The sequence below is a fragment of the Psychrobacter proteolyticus genome (assembly GCF_039762275.1).
Lineage (GTDB): Bacteria > Pseudomonadota > Gammaproteobacteria > Pseudomonadales > Moraxellaceae > Psychrobacter > Psychrobacter proteolyticus_C.
In genome coordinates this window covers 128,513-147,021 of the sequence record NZ_JBDLOB010000006.1, presented here as the reverse complement: position 1 = coordinate 147,021, position 18,509 = coordinate 128,513, and the positions used below count along the sequence as shown (strand labels likewise).

General features: G+C 43.0%; 15 protein-coding genes. 6 read left to right on the top strand and 9 right to left on the bottom strand.

From position 1 onward, the window contains the following. Positions 1–168 precede the first annotated feature (168 nt). Complete coding sequence (gene rapA / locus ABFV72_RS10625) at positions 169–3,057, bottom strand: RNA polymerase-associated protein RapA (RefSeq protein ID WP_347163596.1); 2,889 nt, start codon at positions 3,055–3,057, stop codon at positions 169–171. Between the two features lie 454 nt (positions 3,058–3,511). Here rapA and ABFV72_RS10620 point away from each other — a divergent pair, with 454 nt between their 5' ends. Further along, a complete protein-coding gene (locus ABFV72_RS10620) occupies positions 3,512–4,459 on the top strand; it encodes an NAD(P)-dependent oxidoreductase (RefSeq protein WP_347163594.1) in 948 nt (315 codons plus the stop codon). Positions 4,460–4,470: 11 nt separating this feature from the next. Here ABFV72_RS10620 and ABFV72_RS10615 read toward each other — a convergent pair whose 3' ends face one another. Next, positions 4,471–6,096, bottom strand: coding sequence for a flavin-containing monooxygenase (locus ABFV72_RS10615; protein ID WP_347163593.1), 1,626 nt, complete (start codon positions 6,094–6,096; stop codon positions 4,471–4,473). A gap of 97 nt (positions 6,097–6,193) precedes the next feature. Then, positions 6,194–6,907 (bottom strand): RluA family pseudouridine synthase, encoded by a 714-nt coding sequence (locus tag ABFV72_RS10610; protein ID WP_347163591.1) that lies wholly within the window; start codon positions 6,905–6,907, stop codon positions 6,194–6,196. 481 nt (positions 6,908–7,388) lie between these two features. Here ABFV72_RS10610 and trxA point away from each other — a divergent pair, with 481 nt between their 5' ends. The 3 genes from trxA to ABFV72_RS10595 all read left to right on the top strand — a co-directional run bounded on the left by trxA (position 7,389) and on the right by ABFV72_RS10595 (position 10,054). Beyond that, a complete protein-coding gene (gene trxA / locus ABFV72_RS10605; protein ID WP_057761928.1) occupies positions 7,389–7,715 on the top strand; it encodes a thioredoxin in 327 nt (108 codons plus the stop codon). A 525-nt stretch (positions 7,716–8,240) separates the two neighbouring features. Beyond that, positions 8,241–9,509, top strand: coding sequence for a transcription termination factor Rho (rho, locus tag ABFV72_RS10600; protein ID WP_055125334.1), 1,269 nt, complete (start codon positions 8,241–8,243; stop codon positions 9,507–9,509). A 317-nt stretch (positions 9,510–9,826) separates the two neighbouring features. After that, a complete protein-coding gene (locus ABFV72_RS10595; protein WP_057761930.1) occupies positions 9,827–10,054 on the top strand; it encodes a hypothetical protein in 228 nt (75 codons plus the stop codon). A gap of 194 nt (positions 10,055–10,248) precedes the next feature. Here the strand turns inward: ABFV72_RS10595 and ypfJ are convergent, their stop codons facing one another. Then, positions 10,249–11,136 (bottom strand): KPN_02809 family neutral zinc metallopeptidase, encoded by an 888-nt coding sequence (ypfJ, locus tag ABFV72_RS10590; protein ID WP_057761931.1) that lies wholly within the window; start codon positions 11,134–11,136, stop codon positions 10,249–10,251. A gap of 544 nt (positions 11,137–11,680) precedes the next feature. On the opposite strand from ypfJ, the gene ABFV72_RS10585 reads away from it, so the two are divergent. Beyond that, positions 11,681–12,037 carry a hypothetical protein gene (locus ABFV72_RS10585; protein WP_201549039.1) on the top strand — a complete coding sequence of 119 codons (357 nt, stop codon included), beginning with the start codon at positions 11,681–11,683 and terminating at the stop codon, positions 12,035–12,037. 246 nt (positions 12,038–12,283) lie between these two features. On the opposite strand, the gene ABFV72_RS10580 is transcribed toward ABFV72_RS10585, so the two are convergent. From ABFV72_RS10580 to rpmI, 5 genes are all read right to left on the bottom strand, one after another. Next, positions 12,284–12,583 carry an integration host factor subunit alpha gene (locus tag ABFV72_RS10580; protein ID WP_057761935.1) on the bottom strand — a complete coding sequence of 100 codons (300 nt, stop codon included), beginning with the start codon at positions 12,581–12,583 and terminating at the stop codon, positions 12,284–12,286. A 215-nt stretch (positions 12,584–12,798) separates the two neighbouring features. After that, the gene (gene pheT / locus ABFV72_RS10575) at positions 12,799–15,198 is read right to left on the bottom strand and encodes a phenylalanine--tRNA ligase subunit beta (RefSeq protein ID WP_347163588.1); all 2,400 of its coding nucleotides are present in this window, start codon (positions 15,196–15,198) and stop codon (positions 12,799–12,801) included. Positions 15,199–15,386: 188 nt separating this feature from the next. Further along, entirely contained in the window at positions 15,387–16,442 is a 1,056-nt protein-coding gene (gene pheS, locus ABFV72_RS10570; RefSeq protein ID WP_347163587.1) for a phenylalanine--tRNA ligase subunit alpha, read from the bottom strand. A 327-nt stretch (positions 16,443–16,769) separates the two neighbouring features. Next, a complete protein-coding gene (gene rplT, locus ABFV72_RS10565; RefSeq protein ID WP_011281252.1) occupies positions 16,770–17,126 on the bottom strand; it encodes a 50S ribosomal protein L20 in 357 nt (118 codons plus the stop codon). Positions 17,127–17,245: 119 nt separating this feature from the next. Beyond that, positions 17,246–17,443 carry a 50S ribosomal protein L35 gene (gene rpmI, locus ABFV72_RS10560; protein ID WP_057761939.1) on the bottom strand — a complete coding sequence of 66 codons (198 nt, stop codon included), beginning with the start codon at positions 17,441–17,443 and terminating at the stop codon, positions 17,246–17,248. A gap of 435 nt (positions 17,444–17,878) precedes the next feature. On the opposite strand from rpmI, the gene ABFV72_RS10555 reads away from it, so the two are divergent. Next, positions 17,879–18,322 carry an acyl-CoA thioesterase gene (locus ABFV72_RS10555; protein ID WP_347163585.1) on the top strand — a complete coding sequence of 148 codons (444 nt, stop codon included), beginning with the start codon at positions 17,879–17,881 and terminating at the stop codon, positions 18,320–18,322. Positions 18,323–18,509: the final 187 nt, after the last annotated feature.

Sequence of the window (18,509 nt, the reverse complement as noted above, 5' to 3'; positions counted from 1 at the left end):
CATCTTACCCAATATTGGTGGCTTTGACTAGTTACTGTCGGCTTACTCATAAGTATTGCTTATCTATTTTTGCCAGAAAAATCGCAACTAAAGAGCAAAACAAGCAATCTCAACCATAAAAAAACGAGATGTATAATAACACCTCGTTTTTGACAAATACGCCGATGCTTATGGCTTAACTGCTACGAGTACGCGAATAGAATCCGGCACTAATGACAGATTACCAAGTGCTTGCTCACCTTGAGCTTTAAGCTGCTCTAAACGCTCAATCTCTTCAGGACGTACGTTTGGATTAATCGTCTGTAGATGTTTTAAACGCTTAATTTCGCGTGACCACTGCTGGCTAAAGCGGCTACTTGCTTGCTCACCAATCTCAGCGATCTGCTGACGAGCGATGTCTTCAGCTTCGTAATAACGCTGCTCAATCACATCGCCGCGCACTTTAATCACTTGGCGAGCACGGTTTTTATCTAAACGCTCAACGTGCGGCATAATCATTTCAGCACTGATACGAGCCGATAAGTCACTGCCCTGCTCACTGATAAAGACACGGATATTTTGTGTGGACAAAGTCGCTGGCAGATTGAGCACTTTTGGCGCGATCGCTTCAACACGGAAGTTCACCTCTAGCAGTACCATACCTTGCGGAACAGCGGCACTTTTTAGCATTGCAACCGTGGTGTTACCAAAGGTGCTAGTGCTCGCTAGCTCATAAATCGCACGCATCAATGGATGCTCGTGAGTGATAAACTCGATGTCTTCACGTTGAAGCGCTTGCTCACGCTCAAAAGTCAACGTCATACCGTCTTCATCACCAAGTGGCAAACCATCAATATAGTCACTGATCTCGGTGCTATCGATAGGTGCGATGACCCACGAGCCATCACGTTGGATGTTGTGATCGATATTGGCAGACGCAAAGAAACGCTCAATAAAGTGCGGCAACAAATTATTGCCATCAAAGTCACGCATAGCATCAGCGATACGACCAGCGACACGCGGGCGGCATGAGTTGTACTCTAGCAGACGGTCACGACCAGCCTGTAGCTGTGCTTCTAGTCCCAAACGTGTCTGTAGCGCCTCGTCAATGATGTCTTGCAAGATGACATTATTTTCAACGGTATCAGCACCCTCAAGCATAGGCTTAAGCTCTTGGATATATTGCTCTTGTACGCTTTGTGCCGTTGGCGATATCTGATTGAACATGTTCAGTGCATCGTTATACCACTGATACAGACGCTCTTGTGCTGTACCCTGTACATAAGGCACATGTAGCATGATTTGCTGCGTCTGACCGATACGATCTAGACGGCCGATACGCTGCTCTAAGGTATCTGGGTTAGCAGGTAGATCCCATAGTATTAATTGGCTTGCAAACTGGAAGTTACGACCTTCTGAACCAATCTCTGAACACAGTAGTATCTGCGCACCTTCACTATCAGCAAAGAACGCAGCTGCTTGGTCACGCTCAAGCAAAGTCATCTGTTCAGTAAAGATAGCTGTCTTAATGCCCGCATGCAGACGCAATACTGCTTCTAAACTCTCTACCGTCGCACCACTACGAGCGATTAATAGGACTTTTTGATGCTTAAGCTCACCGCGCAAAATATCAATCAACCAAGAAACACGTGGATCATCTTCTAGCCAGCCACCGTCTGGTTGGTTTTCTTCGCCCCATAGCTGCTCACGCAACTTACCATTGGTTTGATAGCTATCTTTCCATGCTTCAGGTAATGGCAGTGGATATGGTTGGCTACTACGGCCGTAGAAACCTTTGACACTCTCACGCGTATTACGGAACAAGATACGACCTGTACCATGACGATCTAATAGCTCGTTTAGCGCATGTGTACGCAGTTTTTCATCTTCATTGATTGAAGATAGTTCTTCAATACTAATATCTAATAGACTACTTAAGGCAGCAATTTGGCCTTCATTCAGTGGCTTTTCTTCTATCAAGACACCAGCAACTGCTGCTGTCTCTGCAAAAGCTTCTTGACCATCGATAAATTCATCCAAATCATCAAAACGATCTGGATCAAGCAAACGCAGACGGGCAAAGTGACTCTGCGCACCAAGCTGCTCTGGCGTTGCTGTCAATAGCATCACGCCTGGCGTTTCTTCTGCGAAATCTGCAATCAGGTCATACTTATCATTGCCGCCCTGTGCTTCATCCCAATGCAGATGATGCGCTTCATCAACAACCAATAAATCAAACCCTGCATCCATCGCTTGGTCATATAAGTCTGGGTGATCGAGTAACAGATCCATGCCACCAATGATACATTGCTCAGTGGCAAAGACGTTTTGTTCAGGGTCGTGTTCTTTAATAGCTGCAGTACGCACTAGATCAAACAAGGCAAAGTTTAGGTTAAAGCGGCGACGCAGCTCAATCATCCATTGATACTGCAAACTATCTGGTACCAAAATCAACACACGCTCAGCTTTGCCCGTTAGCAACTGCTGATGAATAATCATGCCCGCTTCGATGGTCTTACCAAGGCCAACTTCATCAGCCAATAATACACGCGGCGCGATACGCTTACCGACTTCATGTGCGATATACAGCTGATGCTCGATGATATCGACACGTGCACCCATTAGGCCTTTTAGTGGGTGGCCTGCTAGCGCTGACTGCATGCGCAAGATGTCTTGACGCAGCTCATACCAGTCACCGCGCTCAATACGGCCAGCAAGCAAGCGTTCAAGCGGCTTGGCCAATGTGATATTGGCAGCAAGGCGGGTTTCCATGATGCCGCGCTCGTGCTCATCGACGCCATATTTAAGTACGCCCATCACTTCATCAACGGCATTGACCGTATAGCTTTTTCCATCTTGATCGTAGATGCTATCGCCTACTTTAAACACCACGCGCGATAATGGCGCAGAGTTTTTTGCGTAGACGCGTGTCTCTTCACTTTGCGGAAATAAAATATGCACACATCGGTCGTCAACATCGATGACCACACCTAAGCCAAGCTCAGACTCCGTATCAGATAAATAACGTTGACCAACGGCGAATTCAGTACTGTGCAATGAAGCAATAGAGATAGTCATAAGGCGATGTCTTTTGTACTCAGATAATGAAATTTAGATAGATAGCTTAGAAAACAGCAATGGCGGCTAACAATAGCTAAATAAGGTTGTTCACACCATAAAATGTCAAAAAGACATAGAAGAAATGCCACAACACCAATCAAGCCAATCGTTCAGCCCAACCATTATATAACGTTAGCGGGTAGATGAGTGCGTTAAGTTGAATTTTCAAGAGGCAGCTTGCGATAGCTATGATTTTATAAGTTATTTAATCGATACTATGTTAGACAAATACACGATTGTTGAATAATAAAGATTGTCCTGCTTTATCAGCAGCTTATATCTATTCGATCGATATTTGGCCGATTCATTTTTGACTAAAAATACCAACGTGCTACATTAAGCCGATAAGGATTCATGCGATAGCCGTTTATTCGCTAACTATCTATAAGACAACAATAAGTAAGGACTAGCCATGCAAGCCGTTTTTTTAGATAAAGGTACGTTTTCTGAAGGTATTGACCTGCCAGCGCCAATAGGTGTGAGCGATTACATCACTTATAATGACACGCCAAAAGACACGTCTGTCATCATTGAGCGCTGCAAAGATGCTGATATTATTATCACCAATAAAGTCCAAATTGGTGCTGAGGTGATAGAGCAATTACCGAAACTCAAGCTTATTCAACTGACTGCTACTGGCATGAATAACGTCGATCAAGAGGCTTGCGATAAGCACGGTGTTGCGCTGTTCAATGTCGCCGGTTATGCAGTCAAAAGCGTGCCCGAACACACATTTATGCTCATGCTGACAGCGATGCGTGCTGGTATTCATTATCATCAGAAAGTCGCTGACGGCACGTGGCTGGCAAACGGCAATTTTTGCCTGCTGGATATTCCGTTGATAGATTTGGAAGATAAGACATTAGGTATTATCGGTATTGGCACCATTGGCAAGCGCGTGACCGAGATTGCTCGTGCCTTTGGTATGACCGTACTGTGGGCGGAGCACCAAGGAAGTGAACCACGCAGCGACGACTATACCGCGTTTGATGAAGTATTAGCGCGTGCGGATGTGATCAGTCTACACTGTCCATTGAATGAACAAACTGAGCATCTTATTAACAAGGATACTCTAGCAAAAATGGTTAAACAGCCGCTCATCGTCAACGTCGCCCGTGGCGGCATCGTTGATAGCCAAGCATTAACTGACGCGATTAATAGTAAGCAGATCATCGGCTATGCTAGCGATGTGTTTGAACAAGAACCGATCGCTGATAATGATCCTTTGCTCAGTATCAGCGATCATCCGCGTGTTATCTTTAGTCCGCACAATGCATGGGGCAGCAAAAGCGCCCAAGAGACCTTGTGGCAGATGTTAAGCAAGCAAGTTGCCGATTTCATCGACAACCATCATCAATAACTACCAAGATACTAACGACTAAATCGTAACCAGTCGTCTTTTATCTTGCGATACTTAAGCATGATTCGATCACTTAGATAGTTATTGGTCACAAACCAAGGATAGCGATCGCCTTGCTTAGGTAGCTCGTCTTTGCCGCGTCTGACATAACCAGACGATAGCGAACCCATCACGGTATCTGCTTGAGCACAGGCTGTCATATCGGCAGTCTGTGCTTGTGGCATGGCGACTTGATAACGGTTTTTATGCATATACCCCAACAGCCTCACTACATACTGACAAGCCAAATCGATTTTAAGTGTCCACGAGGCATTGGTATAGCCAAACAGTGCCGCCAGATTAGGTATGCCTTCTATCATGACTGCCTTATAGGTCATACGCGTGCCAATATCGATAGATTGACCGTCGATATATACCGCTGCCCCGCCCAGCATCTGTAGCTTTAAACCAGTCGCAGTAACGATGATATCAGCGTCGAGATGCTGGCCAGATTGCAGCATAACTCCTGTCTCAGTAAAGTGGCTGATTTGATCGGTCACTACTGTTGCGCGTTTGTCCTGCAGGGCTTTGAATAAATCACCGTCAGGTACCGCACATACTCGTTGATCCCATGGATTATAGTCAGGCATAAAATGCTTGCTATCAACGCCGCTACCTTTCAGCTCTTTTTTCACCCCATTTTTTAAGACTGCCTTCATCACCTTGGGTGCGTGAGTCGCAACTTTGTACAGGCCTTGTTGCCGTAACACGTTGCGCGCACGCAGTACCGTATAGGCTTGCTCTTTTGATAATGGTGAAAACTTGCCTGATAGCCAGTCAATAGCATGGTCATCACCCGGCACGCTTGCCACATAGGTCGGCGTACGCTGCAGCATCGTGACATGACGCGCACACTGACCACTGTCTTTATCTACTAGCGCAGGTAGCAACGTCATCGCTGTGGCACCGCTACCAATAATGATGACTTTTTTATCATCATAGTCTAGATTATTCCAGTGCTGTGGATGAACGATTTGACCGTGAAAATCCTCCTCTCCATCAAAATGAGGGCGATAGCCTTGCTCATAATCATAATAGCCAGTGGCACCTACAATAAACTTAGCAGTCTTAACAAACATCTCACCGCTTGCATGGTTTTTAATAGTTGCTGACCACTGTTGATCCTCACTAGACCAAGATATCTGCTGAACTTCATGCTGATAGTGGATATGTTCGGTCACCCCAAACTCGCGTGCCGTATCAGCGATGTAACGCTTGATATCATAGCCTGCTGCAAGCATTCTATAGTCAAGCCACGGCCTAAAGTTATAACCAAAGGTCAAGGCGTCAGAGTCAGAGCGAATCCCCGGATAGGTAAATAAATCCCATGTACCACCCAAATCAGCCCGCTTTTCTAAGATAGCAAAGCGCTGTGGAGGTTTTTGCTTATTAGTCGGTTTTGCCTGCTTTTGCTTTTTTGGAGCTTTATGACCGAATAGACCTTTATGCTGCTGTTGCTGTAAACGGCAAGCCATACCAATACCTGCGATACCCGCACCGATAATCAATACTTCATAGTCGGCTACTTTATCCGTCTTTGACTTTTTACCTTTAAGGCGGTTTTTGATAGCCTGTTTGGTCGTGGTGATATCAAGCATACTTTCATCCTTGTATTTGCATGACTGGCATTTTATAGCTGGCTTTATAGCCGTTGTTTATCGCATCTATTGACAGCAAGTGGCAAAATCTAACGATTTAAAACGGGCAGGGACTTTCCCAGTCCATCCAAGCACCCAGTACTGGATGCTTTAAACGCAATTGCTGTGCATGTAAGTTGAGCCTTGGTGCTATCTCTAGTGCGGCACCTTCAGCATAAATCGGATCGCCAATCATCACATGATCGACATGGACCATATGTACGCGTAGCTGATGGCTACGGCCCGTGACTGGCTTTAGCATGACACGAGTGACTGTCTCGCCATTACAGGTTTCGTGAGCCACAACTTCGTATAGCGTCAGCGCATGCTTTGACCAGTCGTGATCGACGATATGGCGCGGTTTGGTACTTGGCTCATAGCGTACTGGCACTGATATCTCACCAGTTGCGCCGACCTGCTCCCACTCACCAAAGACACGCGCTTGGTATTTCTTTTGCGGTAGACGCTCGATAAATTGCTTACTGATATTGGTTTGCGCTGCTGCATTTTTTGCAAAAATAAGCAGTCCAGATGTGTCCATATCTAAGCGGTGAATCAATTTGACGGCTGGATTGGCACGCTCAAGCCGAGCAAGCAGACTCACTTTGAGTGTCTTGCCATCGACGCTTAATAGGCCTGCAGGTTTATCAACTACCCAAATGTCATCGTCTTCGTAAACCGTAATCTCTTGTGCAAAATTTTTAAAAAACTCAAGTGGATAAGCGCTTTCTTGGGCATTGAGGGCATTAACTTCTTCATCGGTAAAAGGCATAAAATTAACTACTTATGTAAATTGGTTTTAAGATAAGGATTTTTGGTGGCTAGTCTTTTAGACACGATAGCTATATTTGGCACGACAGCCATTTTAGGAACAACGGTTATTCGGATAAAATGGCAAAACTTTGACTGATTTTTAAAGTTATTAATATCGCTAGCTACTAATCACTAACTACTATATAAACGAGGTATAAAATAAGACTTCTATCTGGCTGAGATACATACTTTGATAAGGATAATCGTATTCAATAACAGATTGGACACTCTTGTGCTGCACCGTTTCGATTTATTGTGCTAATACTAGTTGTTAAACAATTTAACCAGCCTGTATCTGTCAAATTAGGGCAAACATGTTAATATAATGGCACATTTTCACCCCTTCTAAACAATTCTTTGACCACCAACTGATTTATTATTAAACCAATATATAGGTTGATGAGTGGTGATAGAAGTAATAAAACAAGAGAGATAAAATTATGTCAGACCTTATTGTACATACTACCGACACAGACTTTGATCAAGATGTTCTACAATCAGACGTACCTGTACTAGTAGACTTCTGGGCGCCATGGTGTGGTCCTTGTAAAGCCATTGCTCCTATTTTAGAAGATCTAGCGACTGAGTACCAAGGTAAAGTTAAAATCGTTAAAGTAGACGTAGACAACAACCCACAAGCGGCTAGCCGTTTTGGTATCCGCAACATCCCAACGCTATTTGTATTTAAAGATGGCGAAAAAGTTGATTCAGTAATGGGCCTACAGCCAAAAGCTGAATTGGCTAAAGTACTAGACAAGCATTTATAAGTTAAATTTGCCAGCTCTAGATTACCTTGAGTAGGCAAAATATAATAACCGAGAAAGCCATTATCTGACTAAGATAGTGGCTTTTTTGCTTGTTTTTTGTGCAAAAAACTCGATAATGTGACTTTTTTGGCAAAATTTATTGACAACGCTATTGTGAAGACCGTATAGTCTGCTGACAAGAGAAAACCAACTGTTTTCCTAAGTATCTTGTCGCTATTCTCCTCGTGTTTATCAACAAAAACACAATCGTCATTATAAACACCATTGCTGAACAAAATGACTAAACGCAATTACTGATATTGAGTTTTTGACGCAGACTCTTATGTAGCCTTTTTTATCCTTATTTCTTATTACCTTGCCTCCAATGATGACAATGCGTACATAAGCAGACATATAAAACCAAAACTACATAAACTACAGCGCTGTGCACACACCCATATCATCATATTACCGTTATTTTAATCACTGTCGTGACTTGTGCTGCTAATGGCATCTCTCATCTGATCAATTGCTAATGACCTATCTATGAATCTTACTGAATTAAAGAAAAAATCAATCGCTGAGCTATTGGCTATCGCCAAAGAAATGGGTCTTGATAATATGGCTCGTAGCCGTAAACAGGACATTATCTTTGCTATTCTAAAAACCCATGCGCGTAACGGTGAAGCCATTTATGGTGACGGCGTACTTGAGGTTCTTCCTGATGGTTTTGGATTTTTGCGCTCATCAGAAGGCTCATATTTAGCCGGTCCTGATGATATTTATGTCAGCCCTAGCCAAATTCGCCGTTTCAGTCTAAAAACTGGTGACAGTATCGCTGGTACGATTCGTCCACCAAAAGATTCTGAGCGTTATTTTGCATTATTAAAAGTTGGTGAAATCAACTTTGATACGCCAGATCGCTCACGTCATAAGCTTATCTTTGAGAACCTAACGCCCCTATTCCCAACTGAGCATTTAAAACTTGAGCTTGGTAACGGAACCACTGAAGATTTGACTGGTCGTATCATCGATCTAATCGCTCCGATTGGTAAAGGTCAGCGTTCTATCATTGTCGCACCGCCAAAAGCGGGTAAAACGATGTTGCTACAGACCATCGCGCAATCAATCACTCGTAATAATCCTGAATGCTATTTGATCGTACTATTGATTGATGAGCGTCCAGAAGAAGTCACCGAGATGGTACGTACGGTACGCGGTGAAGTGGTTGCTTCTACCTTTGATGAGCCACCACAGCGTCACGTACAAGTTGCTGAAATGGTCATCGAAAAGGCCAAACGTTTGGTCGAGCATAAGCAAGACGTGGTGATTTTACTTGATTCGATTACGCGTCTAGCACGTGCTTATAATACGGTTATCCCATCATCAGGCAAAGTATTGACGGGTGGTCTGGATGCCAATGCTCTAGAACGTCCAAAACGTTTCTTTGGTGCTGCGCGTAACGTTGAAGAAGGTGGTAGTTTGACCATTATTGCCAGTGCATTGATTGATACTGGTAGTAAGATGGATAGCGTTATTTTTGAAGAATTTAAGGGAACTGGTAACCAAGAGATTACGCTTGAGCGTGACTTGGCTGAAAAACGTGTATTCCCTGCGATTAATATCAAAAAATCTGGTACACGCCGCGAAGAGCGTCTATTGGACGAAGACAAGCTGCGTAAAGTATGGATTTTACGTAAACTACTTCAACCGATGGATGGCGTACAAGCTACTGAGTTCTTATTGGATCGCCTAAAAGAAGCGAAAACCAATGATGAATTCTTCGAGCAAATGAAGCGTAAATCACAAAACTAATTCTTAGTCAGTTTGCTAGACATATTCAGCTTTGATTTGATATTAAGACTACCTATAGGTAGTCTTTTTTATGGCAGCATCAAAATATTAATAGTTCAGCCAATTAAACTATACTGCTCTGTCGCTCATAGGCATTACTGATGATACAGTACGGCAACATCGCTTACATCTCGTTTGCAAAGATTAGCGTTTTTACTACGACTATATTATTAGTAACCGACTATTATGACAGACAGTAGGAATATACTTGAAAATATCATGGACACAGTATTTTGAAGGTATTGTATTTTAAACTTGATGACTTAATAGGTGATAATATGAAATTTGCTAAAACGATCGCAATGACTGCAATTACTAGCTCAGCACTAATCATGACTGGTTGTAACTCTTATAGCGGTATGAGCAACACTGCTAAAGGTGCTACTGCTGGCGCAGCAGCTGGTGCTCTTATTAAAAGCAAAGGCGACAGCAAAGATATCGCTCGTGGCGCATTGGCTGGTGCAGCGATTGGCGGTGCTGGTGGTTATGTTCTTGATAACAACTAAATCTTTCTACGCTGATATTATTTGAAAATTGATTGAGTAGTATCAGATAAAAGATGACAAAAAGCCTGCAATTCGTTGCAGGCTTTTTTGTGTCTTAATTTTGTTTATAAGTCCATGCACTAGACTTATAGTCAAAAACATCAGTATTACAAAACATCGTTAGTCAAATACACGATTATTAATATATATGGCCATTAAAGTGCACCGCTGAACGTATCGCAAGATTGTACATTACCGCTTTGTAGACCACGGGTGAACCATTCGACGCGTTGTTGACTGGTACCATGAGTAAAGTTATCAGGCACTACTGCACCACCACTCGCTTTCGCTAGACGATCATCTCCGATTTGACTAGCTGCATTTACCGCTTCATCAAGATCACCAGCTTCTAAAAACTGTACACGCTCTTGATTGCGCTGTGCCCATACACCAGCAAAACAATCCGCTTGCAACTCTTGTAATACTGATAGCTTATTGGACTGTGCTTGTGTTACTTGCTGACGAGCTTCATTGACCTGTTGGCTAATGCCCAATAACGTCTGAACATGGTGACCTACCTCATGCGCTATCACGTAGGCCTGTGCGAAATCGCCAGCCTTGCCTTGGTTCTCTTCACCACCAGAGCCTTGCTGATCGCCTGAAATACCAAGATTCTGTCGCATCTCTACAAAGAATGACGTGTCTAAATAAACAGTCTGATCCCCTGGACAATAAAATGGACCTGTTGCAGAGCTAGCACTACCACATGCCGAACTAACCTGACCATTAAACAAAATCAATGACGGCTCTTGATAAGTGCTACCAGCTTCATTGAAGATTTGATGCCAGACTTCTTCTGTATCTGCTAGTACAACTTTCACAAACTGCGTGTCTCGGTCTGTGCTGGTTGCCAGCTCGGTAGATGACTCACTACCACCACCTGTAACCGCTTGTCCTGTCTGTAATGCGGTCATTGGGTTTACCCCAAATACCAACCACAATATACCTGCAATGATAATACCGCCAATACCACCGCCGATCATCTTACCGCCACCTGTGCTAGAGCGCACATTCGAGCTGCCTCGTCTACCTTGCCATTTCATAGTTCTCTTCCTCAAATGTAGATTGATTCATTATTTCTACTAACCATTATCTCTACTAGCCACTACTTCTATTACTCATCACTTATGTTATATATTGTTTGGCCAGTTAATTTACGCTATGACCTAGTCTACTATCCTAAAATCAAGTAGAAACTTATAAAATTGCTAACTTAACTAGGATTTATGTAATATAGGACGATAATCAGACTATTTAATTCAATTCTTACCCATAAGAACAGGGCTAATATCAACAATTCGAGACAAAAAATGAGAACTAAAAAAGGTCTCAATCCCTCTGATATCATTGATTATACGTCGATTAATCTAGCTTCTTGTATTAAAAAGTATATCGGATAGCCAAAGTAAAATATTATTTTAAATTTTATTGTTACTTAATTGTACAGGCTATTTCTATTTACTTAGAAAACCTATAGAATGCGTGGAAGCTGAGTAGCTGTGACTAAGACTAGTTGAATTCTGAGAAATCTCGGATTTCGACCTTTGTTGCTGCTACTGCTCATTTCATTTTTCCGGAGAAAACCATATGAAACTTAAATTACTTGCTCTAGCTGGTATCATGACTGCAACTATGGGCCTTACTGCCTGTGATAGCAGCAAAGAAAATGCTGCTGAAGATTTATCTGACGCGCAAGAAGAAGTGCAAGACGCTTCTGAAGAGCTAAACGAAGCTGCTGCTGAAGGCGAAATGACTGCTGATGCTGACGCTGCTGTTGCTGGCGCTGAAGCTGACATCGCTGATGCACAAGCTGCAACTGCTACTGACGAAATGGACGCTGAAGTTCCTGTAGACGGCGACACCACTAGCATGGATGTAGCTAGCGAAACTGATACTGCTGCTGTTGAAGCTTCTGACGAAGTAGTAGTTGAAGAAGCTCAGTAATTTATTGTTCATACAATAGATAAACTGTAGTAAAAAAAAGAGAGCCTATGCTCTCTTTTTTTATGTCTATGATTTATGATCTTAGTAGGACTCTACTTTATAGATAACCCTAATATACGATGCATGCTGCAATATCGGAATATATAGATGTACACAAAAATAACTAAGTGCAAATACGCACTAGCATTCTTATAAACTCACGATAAAACAGACACACTATCGTTCAGCGCAGTGCCAAACTAAGTATTAGCTATCAAACAAACGCTCGTCAACCTTCTGACGAAATTTCTGTCCTGTCTTGAAAGTAACCACACGGCGCGCGGATACTGCAACAGGCTCCCCTGTTTTCGGGTTACGGCCTGGACGGCTGTTTTTATCTTTAAGCTCAAAGTTGCCAAAGCCTGAAAGCTTGACCTCTTTGCCATCAATCAAACTTTCTGACAGCTCATCAAAAAAGTTCTCCACCAGACAGCGGCCTTCTTGGCGTGTTAGGTTTAGGTGACTCATTAAATGCTCAATCATGTCAGATTTGGTTAAGGTGCTCACAGTACGACTCCTATGCTATGTCGTGATGTCGAATATCATGGTTTAGCGGTATGAGGGTTAAGGCTAGCTATTATAAAGGTTTTTTGACCGTTTTTTAACAAAGTCTTCATTAAAATCCTTTATTAATAACCACTTAACTTATTCTATGAATAGCAATGCTCCGTAGCCTCATGGTAAAAAGACTACAGAGCATTGGGTATAATACTTACTAAATGTTAGCTGTCGCGCAGCTGTACAGAATGCTGGTCAGTTAGCGCTTGTACCACTTTATCTGTGGCAGTCTTGACGGCTTCGTCAGACAACGTTTGCGTACTATCTTGCCATATCAGTGCAAACGCTAGTGAGCGCTGGCCTGCTGGTACTTTGTCACCTTGATAGACATCAAATAACCAAAGATCAGTCAACAAATCACCTGCTGCAGTTCGCACCGTTGTCTCTAGCGTCTGCAAACTGATGTCACTGTCTACCAAGATAGCAATATCGCGGCGTACTTGCGGGAACTTGCTTGGTGTCGTGATAGCATGCTGCTCACGTGCAATCGTCAATAGCGGTGCCAGTGACAATTGAGCGACCCAGGTAGTAGTCAGATCTAATTGCTTAGCAGTATTTGGATGCAACTGACCCAACCAACCAACGTATATATCATCGATATATAACTCAGCGCTTTGTCCTGGATGCAGGAAACTCAGCGTACTACGCTCATAGCGGATACGTGCGCTATCGATTTGTGCTGGTAATAACTGCTCAATGTCATGCTTTAGGTCATAAAAATCTAACGCACGGTTTTGATAAGCTTGCTCGCTCCATATATCACCAACTGCGACTAGAGCAATACTTGGCGTTTGTACTAAGTCACTAATACTTTGTCCAACAAAGCTAAGACCTGTCTCGAAGAAACGTACACGTGGCTGCTGACGATTTAAGTTATATTGAACGCAAGGCAGTAGGCTCGATAGCAAGGTACGACGCATAACGGCCAAATCACTAGAGATAGGGTTTGCCAGTGCCAATACCTCCCCTAGCGCTTCGTCGTCAAGCAATGCTTCTAGTTTTGCATCACTGAAGCTAAAGCTAATCGCTTCCATATAACCATTGTCGACCAACGCGAGCTTCATCTCATGCGTCAAATCTGCAGTATCATCATAATCCATGCTGACTTGCAAATGTGGCAGGACACTTGGAATATTGTCATAGCCATAGATACGAGCAATTTCTTCGATTAAATCCTCGCGGATACTCATATCAAAACGATAAGATGGCGGCTTGCAAACTAGTGAATCGCTCTGCTGCTCTACGTCAAAACCCAATTGGGTCAAGATACGTACCATCTCAGTTGGTTCAATATCAATCCCAATGACATCACGAACTTTCGCGATGGGCAATGTAATCGGTGCGCGTGCTGGCAAATGCTCAAGGTTTTCGGCCGTGACTATTTGTCCAGCTTCACCGCCAGTAATACTGGTGATTAAATCACAAGCTCGTGCCAACGCTAATGCTGGCAATTCAAAGTCGACGCCACGCTCAAAACGCTGTGATGCGTCCGTATGTAGTCCGAAACGACGTGCGCGTGCAGCAATAGCTAGCTGATTAAAGAAAGCACTTTCTACAACGATATTGGTAGTGCTATCAGTGACACTGCTACGCTGACCACCCATGATACCAGCTAGTGCCAAGGCACCTTTATCATCAGCAATCACAAGCTCATCACCAGTCAAGGTAACGGTTTGCTCATTTAGCAAAGCAATGGTTTCATCAGGTTGTGCCAAACGTACAACGATATCACCTTCGATCATGTCTGCGTCAAACGCATGTAACGGTTGACCCAATTCCATCAGTACATAGTTGGTCACATCGACCAAGAAGTTGTGTGAACGTAGTCCTGATTGTACCAGCGCATCTTGCATCCATTTCGGAGTATCGATGCTACGATCAATATTGCGAATCGACTGCAACAGATAGCGAGGGCACGCTTCCTTTGCATCGACTGTCACAGCTGGTGTTGCGGCAGTGCCAGCGGTATTGGCCGAGATTTCTGGCATTTGTACAGGTAAGTCGTTGATGACAGATATTTCACGAGCAATACCACGTACGCTAAAGCAATCACCACGGTTTGGGGTGATAGAGATATCCAATATTTGATTATCTAAACCTAAATATTCACGGATATCTGTACCAACTGGTGCATCTTCAGGCAACTCAAGCAAGCCATCTATATCATCGACTAAATCAATTTCAGAAGCGCCGCATAGCATGCCGTTTGAGGCAACACCGCGTAGCTTACTCTTTTTGATTTTAAACCCTTTCTTATCATCGCTTGGCAATACCGCACCAACGGTAGCAACCGGTGCTTTCATACCGACGGTCACATTAGGCGCGCCGCAGACAATTTGTAGCGGCTCAGCATCACCGATATTTACTTGAGTGATACGTAATTTATCTGCATCAGGATGCTGCTCAACGCTGATGACTTCACCGACAACCACACCGCTAAAAGCACGGGCAACCGCATAGCGATCATCAATCTCAAGACCTGCCATAGTCAACTGTTCGGCTAACTGTTCGCTAGTATTTGTAGGGTTTACCCACTGACGTAGCCACTGTTCGCTAATTTTCATAAATATCTCGGATCAGAATTTTATAATAAAGATGTTGGAGTAAAGCTTGGCGAATTCACTTGCTATAGTCAATCCTATATAAACTAGATACAGCGTCAGGCTCGTTCAGTCTACAATTTGTAGTACTTTCACACGCCTTCCTTGTATCTAAATTATCTTGAACTGACTATATAGATATAAGGAAAACTCTAGCCAAATTGCTTTAAGAAGCGCACGTCATTTTGGAAAAATAAGCGCAAGTCATCAATACCGTAATACAGCATCGCAAAGCGCTCGATACCCATACCAAAAGCAAAGCCAGTGTATTTATCGCTATCAATACCGCAATTGGTCAATACTTGTGGATGCACCATGCCGCAACCCATCACTTCAAGCCATTTGCCATTATCATCTAAGATATCCACTTCTGCAGAAGGCTCAGTGAATGGGAAAAACGAAGGACGGAAACGTACGGTCAACTCTTTGGCAAAAAATGCTTCTAGAAATTCACTAATCAAACCTTTTAGCTCAGCAAAAGTGCTCGACTCGGTGACCATAAGTCCTTCTAGCTGATGGAACATCGGCGAATGAGTTTGATCTGAGTCATTACGATAAACACGGCCTGGGCAAATGATGCGAATCGGCGGCTCATTTTTTTCCATGGTACGAATCTGGACAGGACTGGTATGCGTACGCAATAGATAATGCGCATCAAAATAAAAGGTATCGTGCATCGCGCGCGCAGGATGGTGCGACGGGATATTCAACGCTTCAAAATTATAGTAGTCGCTCTCGACTTCAGGGCCAGTTGCAACATTGAAGCCCGCTTGAATAAAATACTGCTGCATACGCTGAGTAATCATAGTTACTGGATGCAGATGACCTTTTTGCCCACCACGAGCAGGCAAAGTGATATCAATACTCTCGCTTTCTAGCTTGGCATTGAGCGCTGCGACTTCTAGTTGCTGCTGTTGGTCTGTTAGTGCTTGCTGAATGCGGCTACGTACTTGATGCAACCAGCCGCCATAAGTTTTTTTATCATCAGCATCAAGCTTGCCCATCTGCTTTGACCAGCCCGTTAACGGACTCTTTTTACCAGTCAATTGCACACGCAAATCTTGTAGTGTGCGCGCATCAGTTACTTGTAGGATTAGAGCTTCAGCAGCATTTGCAAATTCGGTAAGCTGAGCTTCGGTAAGCTCATTGAGCTCTGAAGACAAGGTCGGTAGCGCCGACAAGTCGTTGGTGGCAGCAGGGTTAGTCATAAGACGCATTATTCCTGATTTGAACGGACTATTAATTGTAGGGATTTGACCAAATATTGCAAACCATTTATCCAGTTATGTTTATATAAAAGATTAATATAAAGGCTGGTTATAAGAATGGCTTGAATATTTAGACAATGATAAGCGTATTTTTACTCAACAAAGTTCAATATAGAGCACGCTTAAAATAATTTAATATAAAAAAAGCCACCGACCAGCGGTAGCTTTTATTAATATCATACTATTAATCAATATTAGTCCTGTCCATTTAGACAATTGCTTATAAATAATTATTTAAAAGCATCATACCTAAAGGACGGTTAATATTTAGGCCAATTCCGCTTTTGCTTTTTCGACCAATGCTGTGAAAGTCGCTGCATCATGCATAGCGATGTCTGCTAGAACGCGACGATCGATTGCGATGTTTGCTTTTTTCATGCCATTGATGAAGCGGCTATAGCTTAAGCCGTTTAAGCGTGCACCAGCATTGATACGTGCGATCCAAAGACGACGGAAAGTACGTTTCTTGTTGCGACGGTCACGATAAGCATATTGACCAGCTTTGGTCACTGCCTGTACCGCTACGCGGTAAACACGTGAACGGGCACCGTAGTAGCCTTTTGCGCGCTTTAAGATTTTTTTGTGACGGCGATTTGCCTGTACACCACGTTTTACACGGGCCATAATTTACTCCAAGATTTTTTAATCACTGTTAAGCGAGTGATGATGCCGTTAAATAACAAACATCATTGTCAGATTGCGAAGTCAAATATTTTCAATCAAAGATAGATGACGGTAGGCTATTAAATATATGGGCACATACGACGAACTGCTGCTTCGTCAGACTTGTGCACCAACTTAAGACCACGCAATTGGCGAATACGCTTAGCTGATTTCTTGGTCAAAATATGGCTTTTGAATGCTTGCTTACGCTTGAAGCCATTCGCTGTTTTTTTGAAGCGTTTAGCTGCGCCGCTTCTGGTTTTCATCTTAACTTTCATGATGATTTGCCTCTTTTTCTGTTTTAGAACCTGGTCGTCAAATAGTCACACTGAATAATCGTTATATAAATAACCACTAAACCTCTATTTGCCTCGAGGTGGGAGGCGCTATTTTAGCAGATAGTGCCTTGTTTTGCCAAGTAAAGTTTTGGCGAGGTTTTAGTAGACAATATAGACAAGTAATCAGCATCAAATAAGCGATAGCGGCTCTCCTAAAAGCGCCAATAAAATGGCTAATTTTTCTCCAAATAGATTGAATGTCAGCCTAAGCTGTGCTTAAGTAGAGACTGAGCTATATCTTTATATAAATACTATTAAAACCCGCTTATTCATCATGAATATTTAGGCTGGAATGCATAGCTACAACGATAACAGTGCTGCTAACTTACGGCATGGTAAATAAAACAATCTTTGGCCATCACTCTAGGAGATAGTGTGTCAAAACAAGAGTTAGTATTCGACGACGACTTGTTTGTTTTTGAGACAGTGATGCGTGTACGTCATACGGAAGCCGACGCAGGACAGCATATGACGGTAGAATCTCTGACAGCGCTATTGTCCGAAGCACGGCTAAGATTTCTATACGCTAAAGGTATCAGAGAAATCAATGCAGACCATCAAGGCTTGATTATAGATAAATTGCAGCTAGATATTGTGAGCCGTATCCGCGTACGAGAAGAGCTGTTATTTGAAGTTGGTGTTGAGCCAATATATGATAATGGCGGTAATATAATACTAAAGGTCACGCGGATGCATACGGGCGAAATAGTAGCAAAAGCGCGCCAGCATTTTAGAGGTTACGACTTTAACCTCAATAAAGTGACCAAGCTTGATAATACGATCAAAGAAGCGCTGTATCCGCATTTATTTAGACTGTAGAATCGCTTGTTATAAATAGTATGCTGTCATTTAGCATACTTGCACTCTATAGCGCATTTAGTTGATATCATATTGCTAGCTGTCAGCATCTTGCAAAGCATTTCAGATAATCTCCCCGCTTTAATCATAAGTAGTATAATTGCTTATCACTCTTTTTCACTTTCTACCTATAAGACGACAAATACAT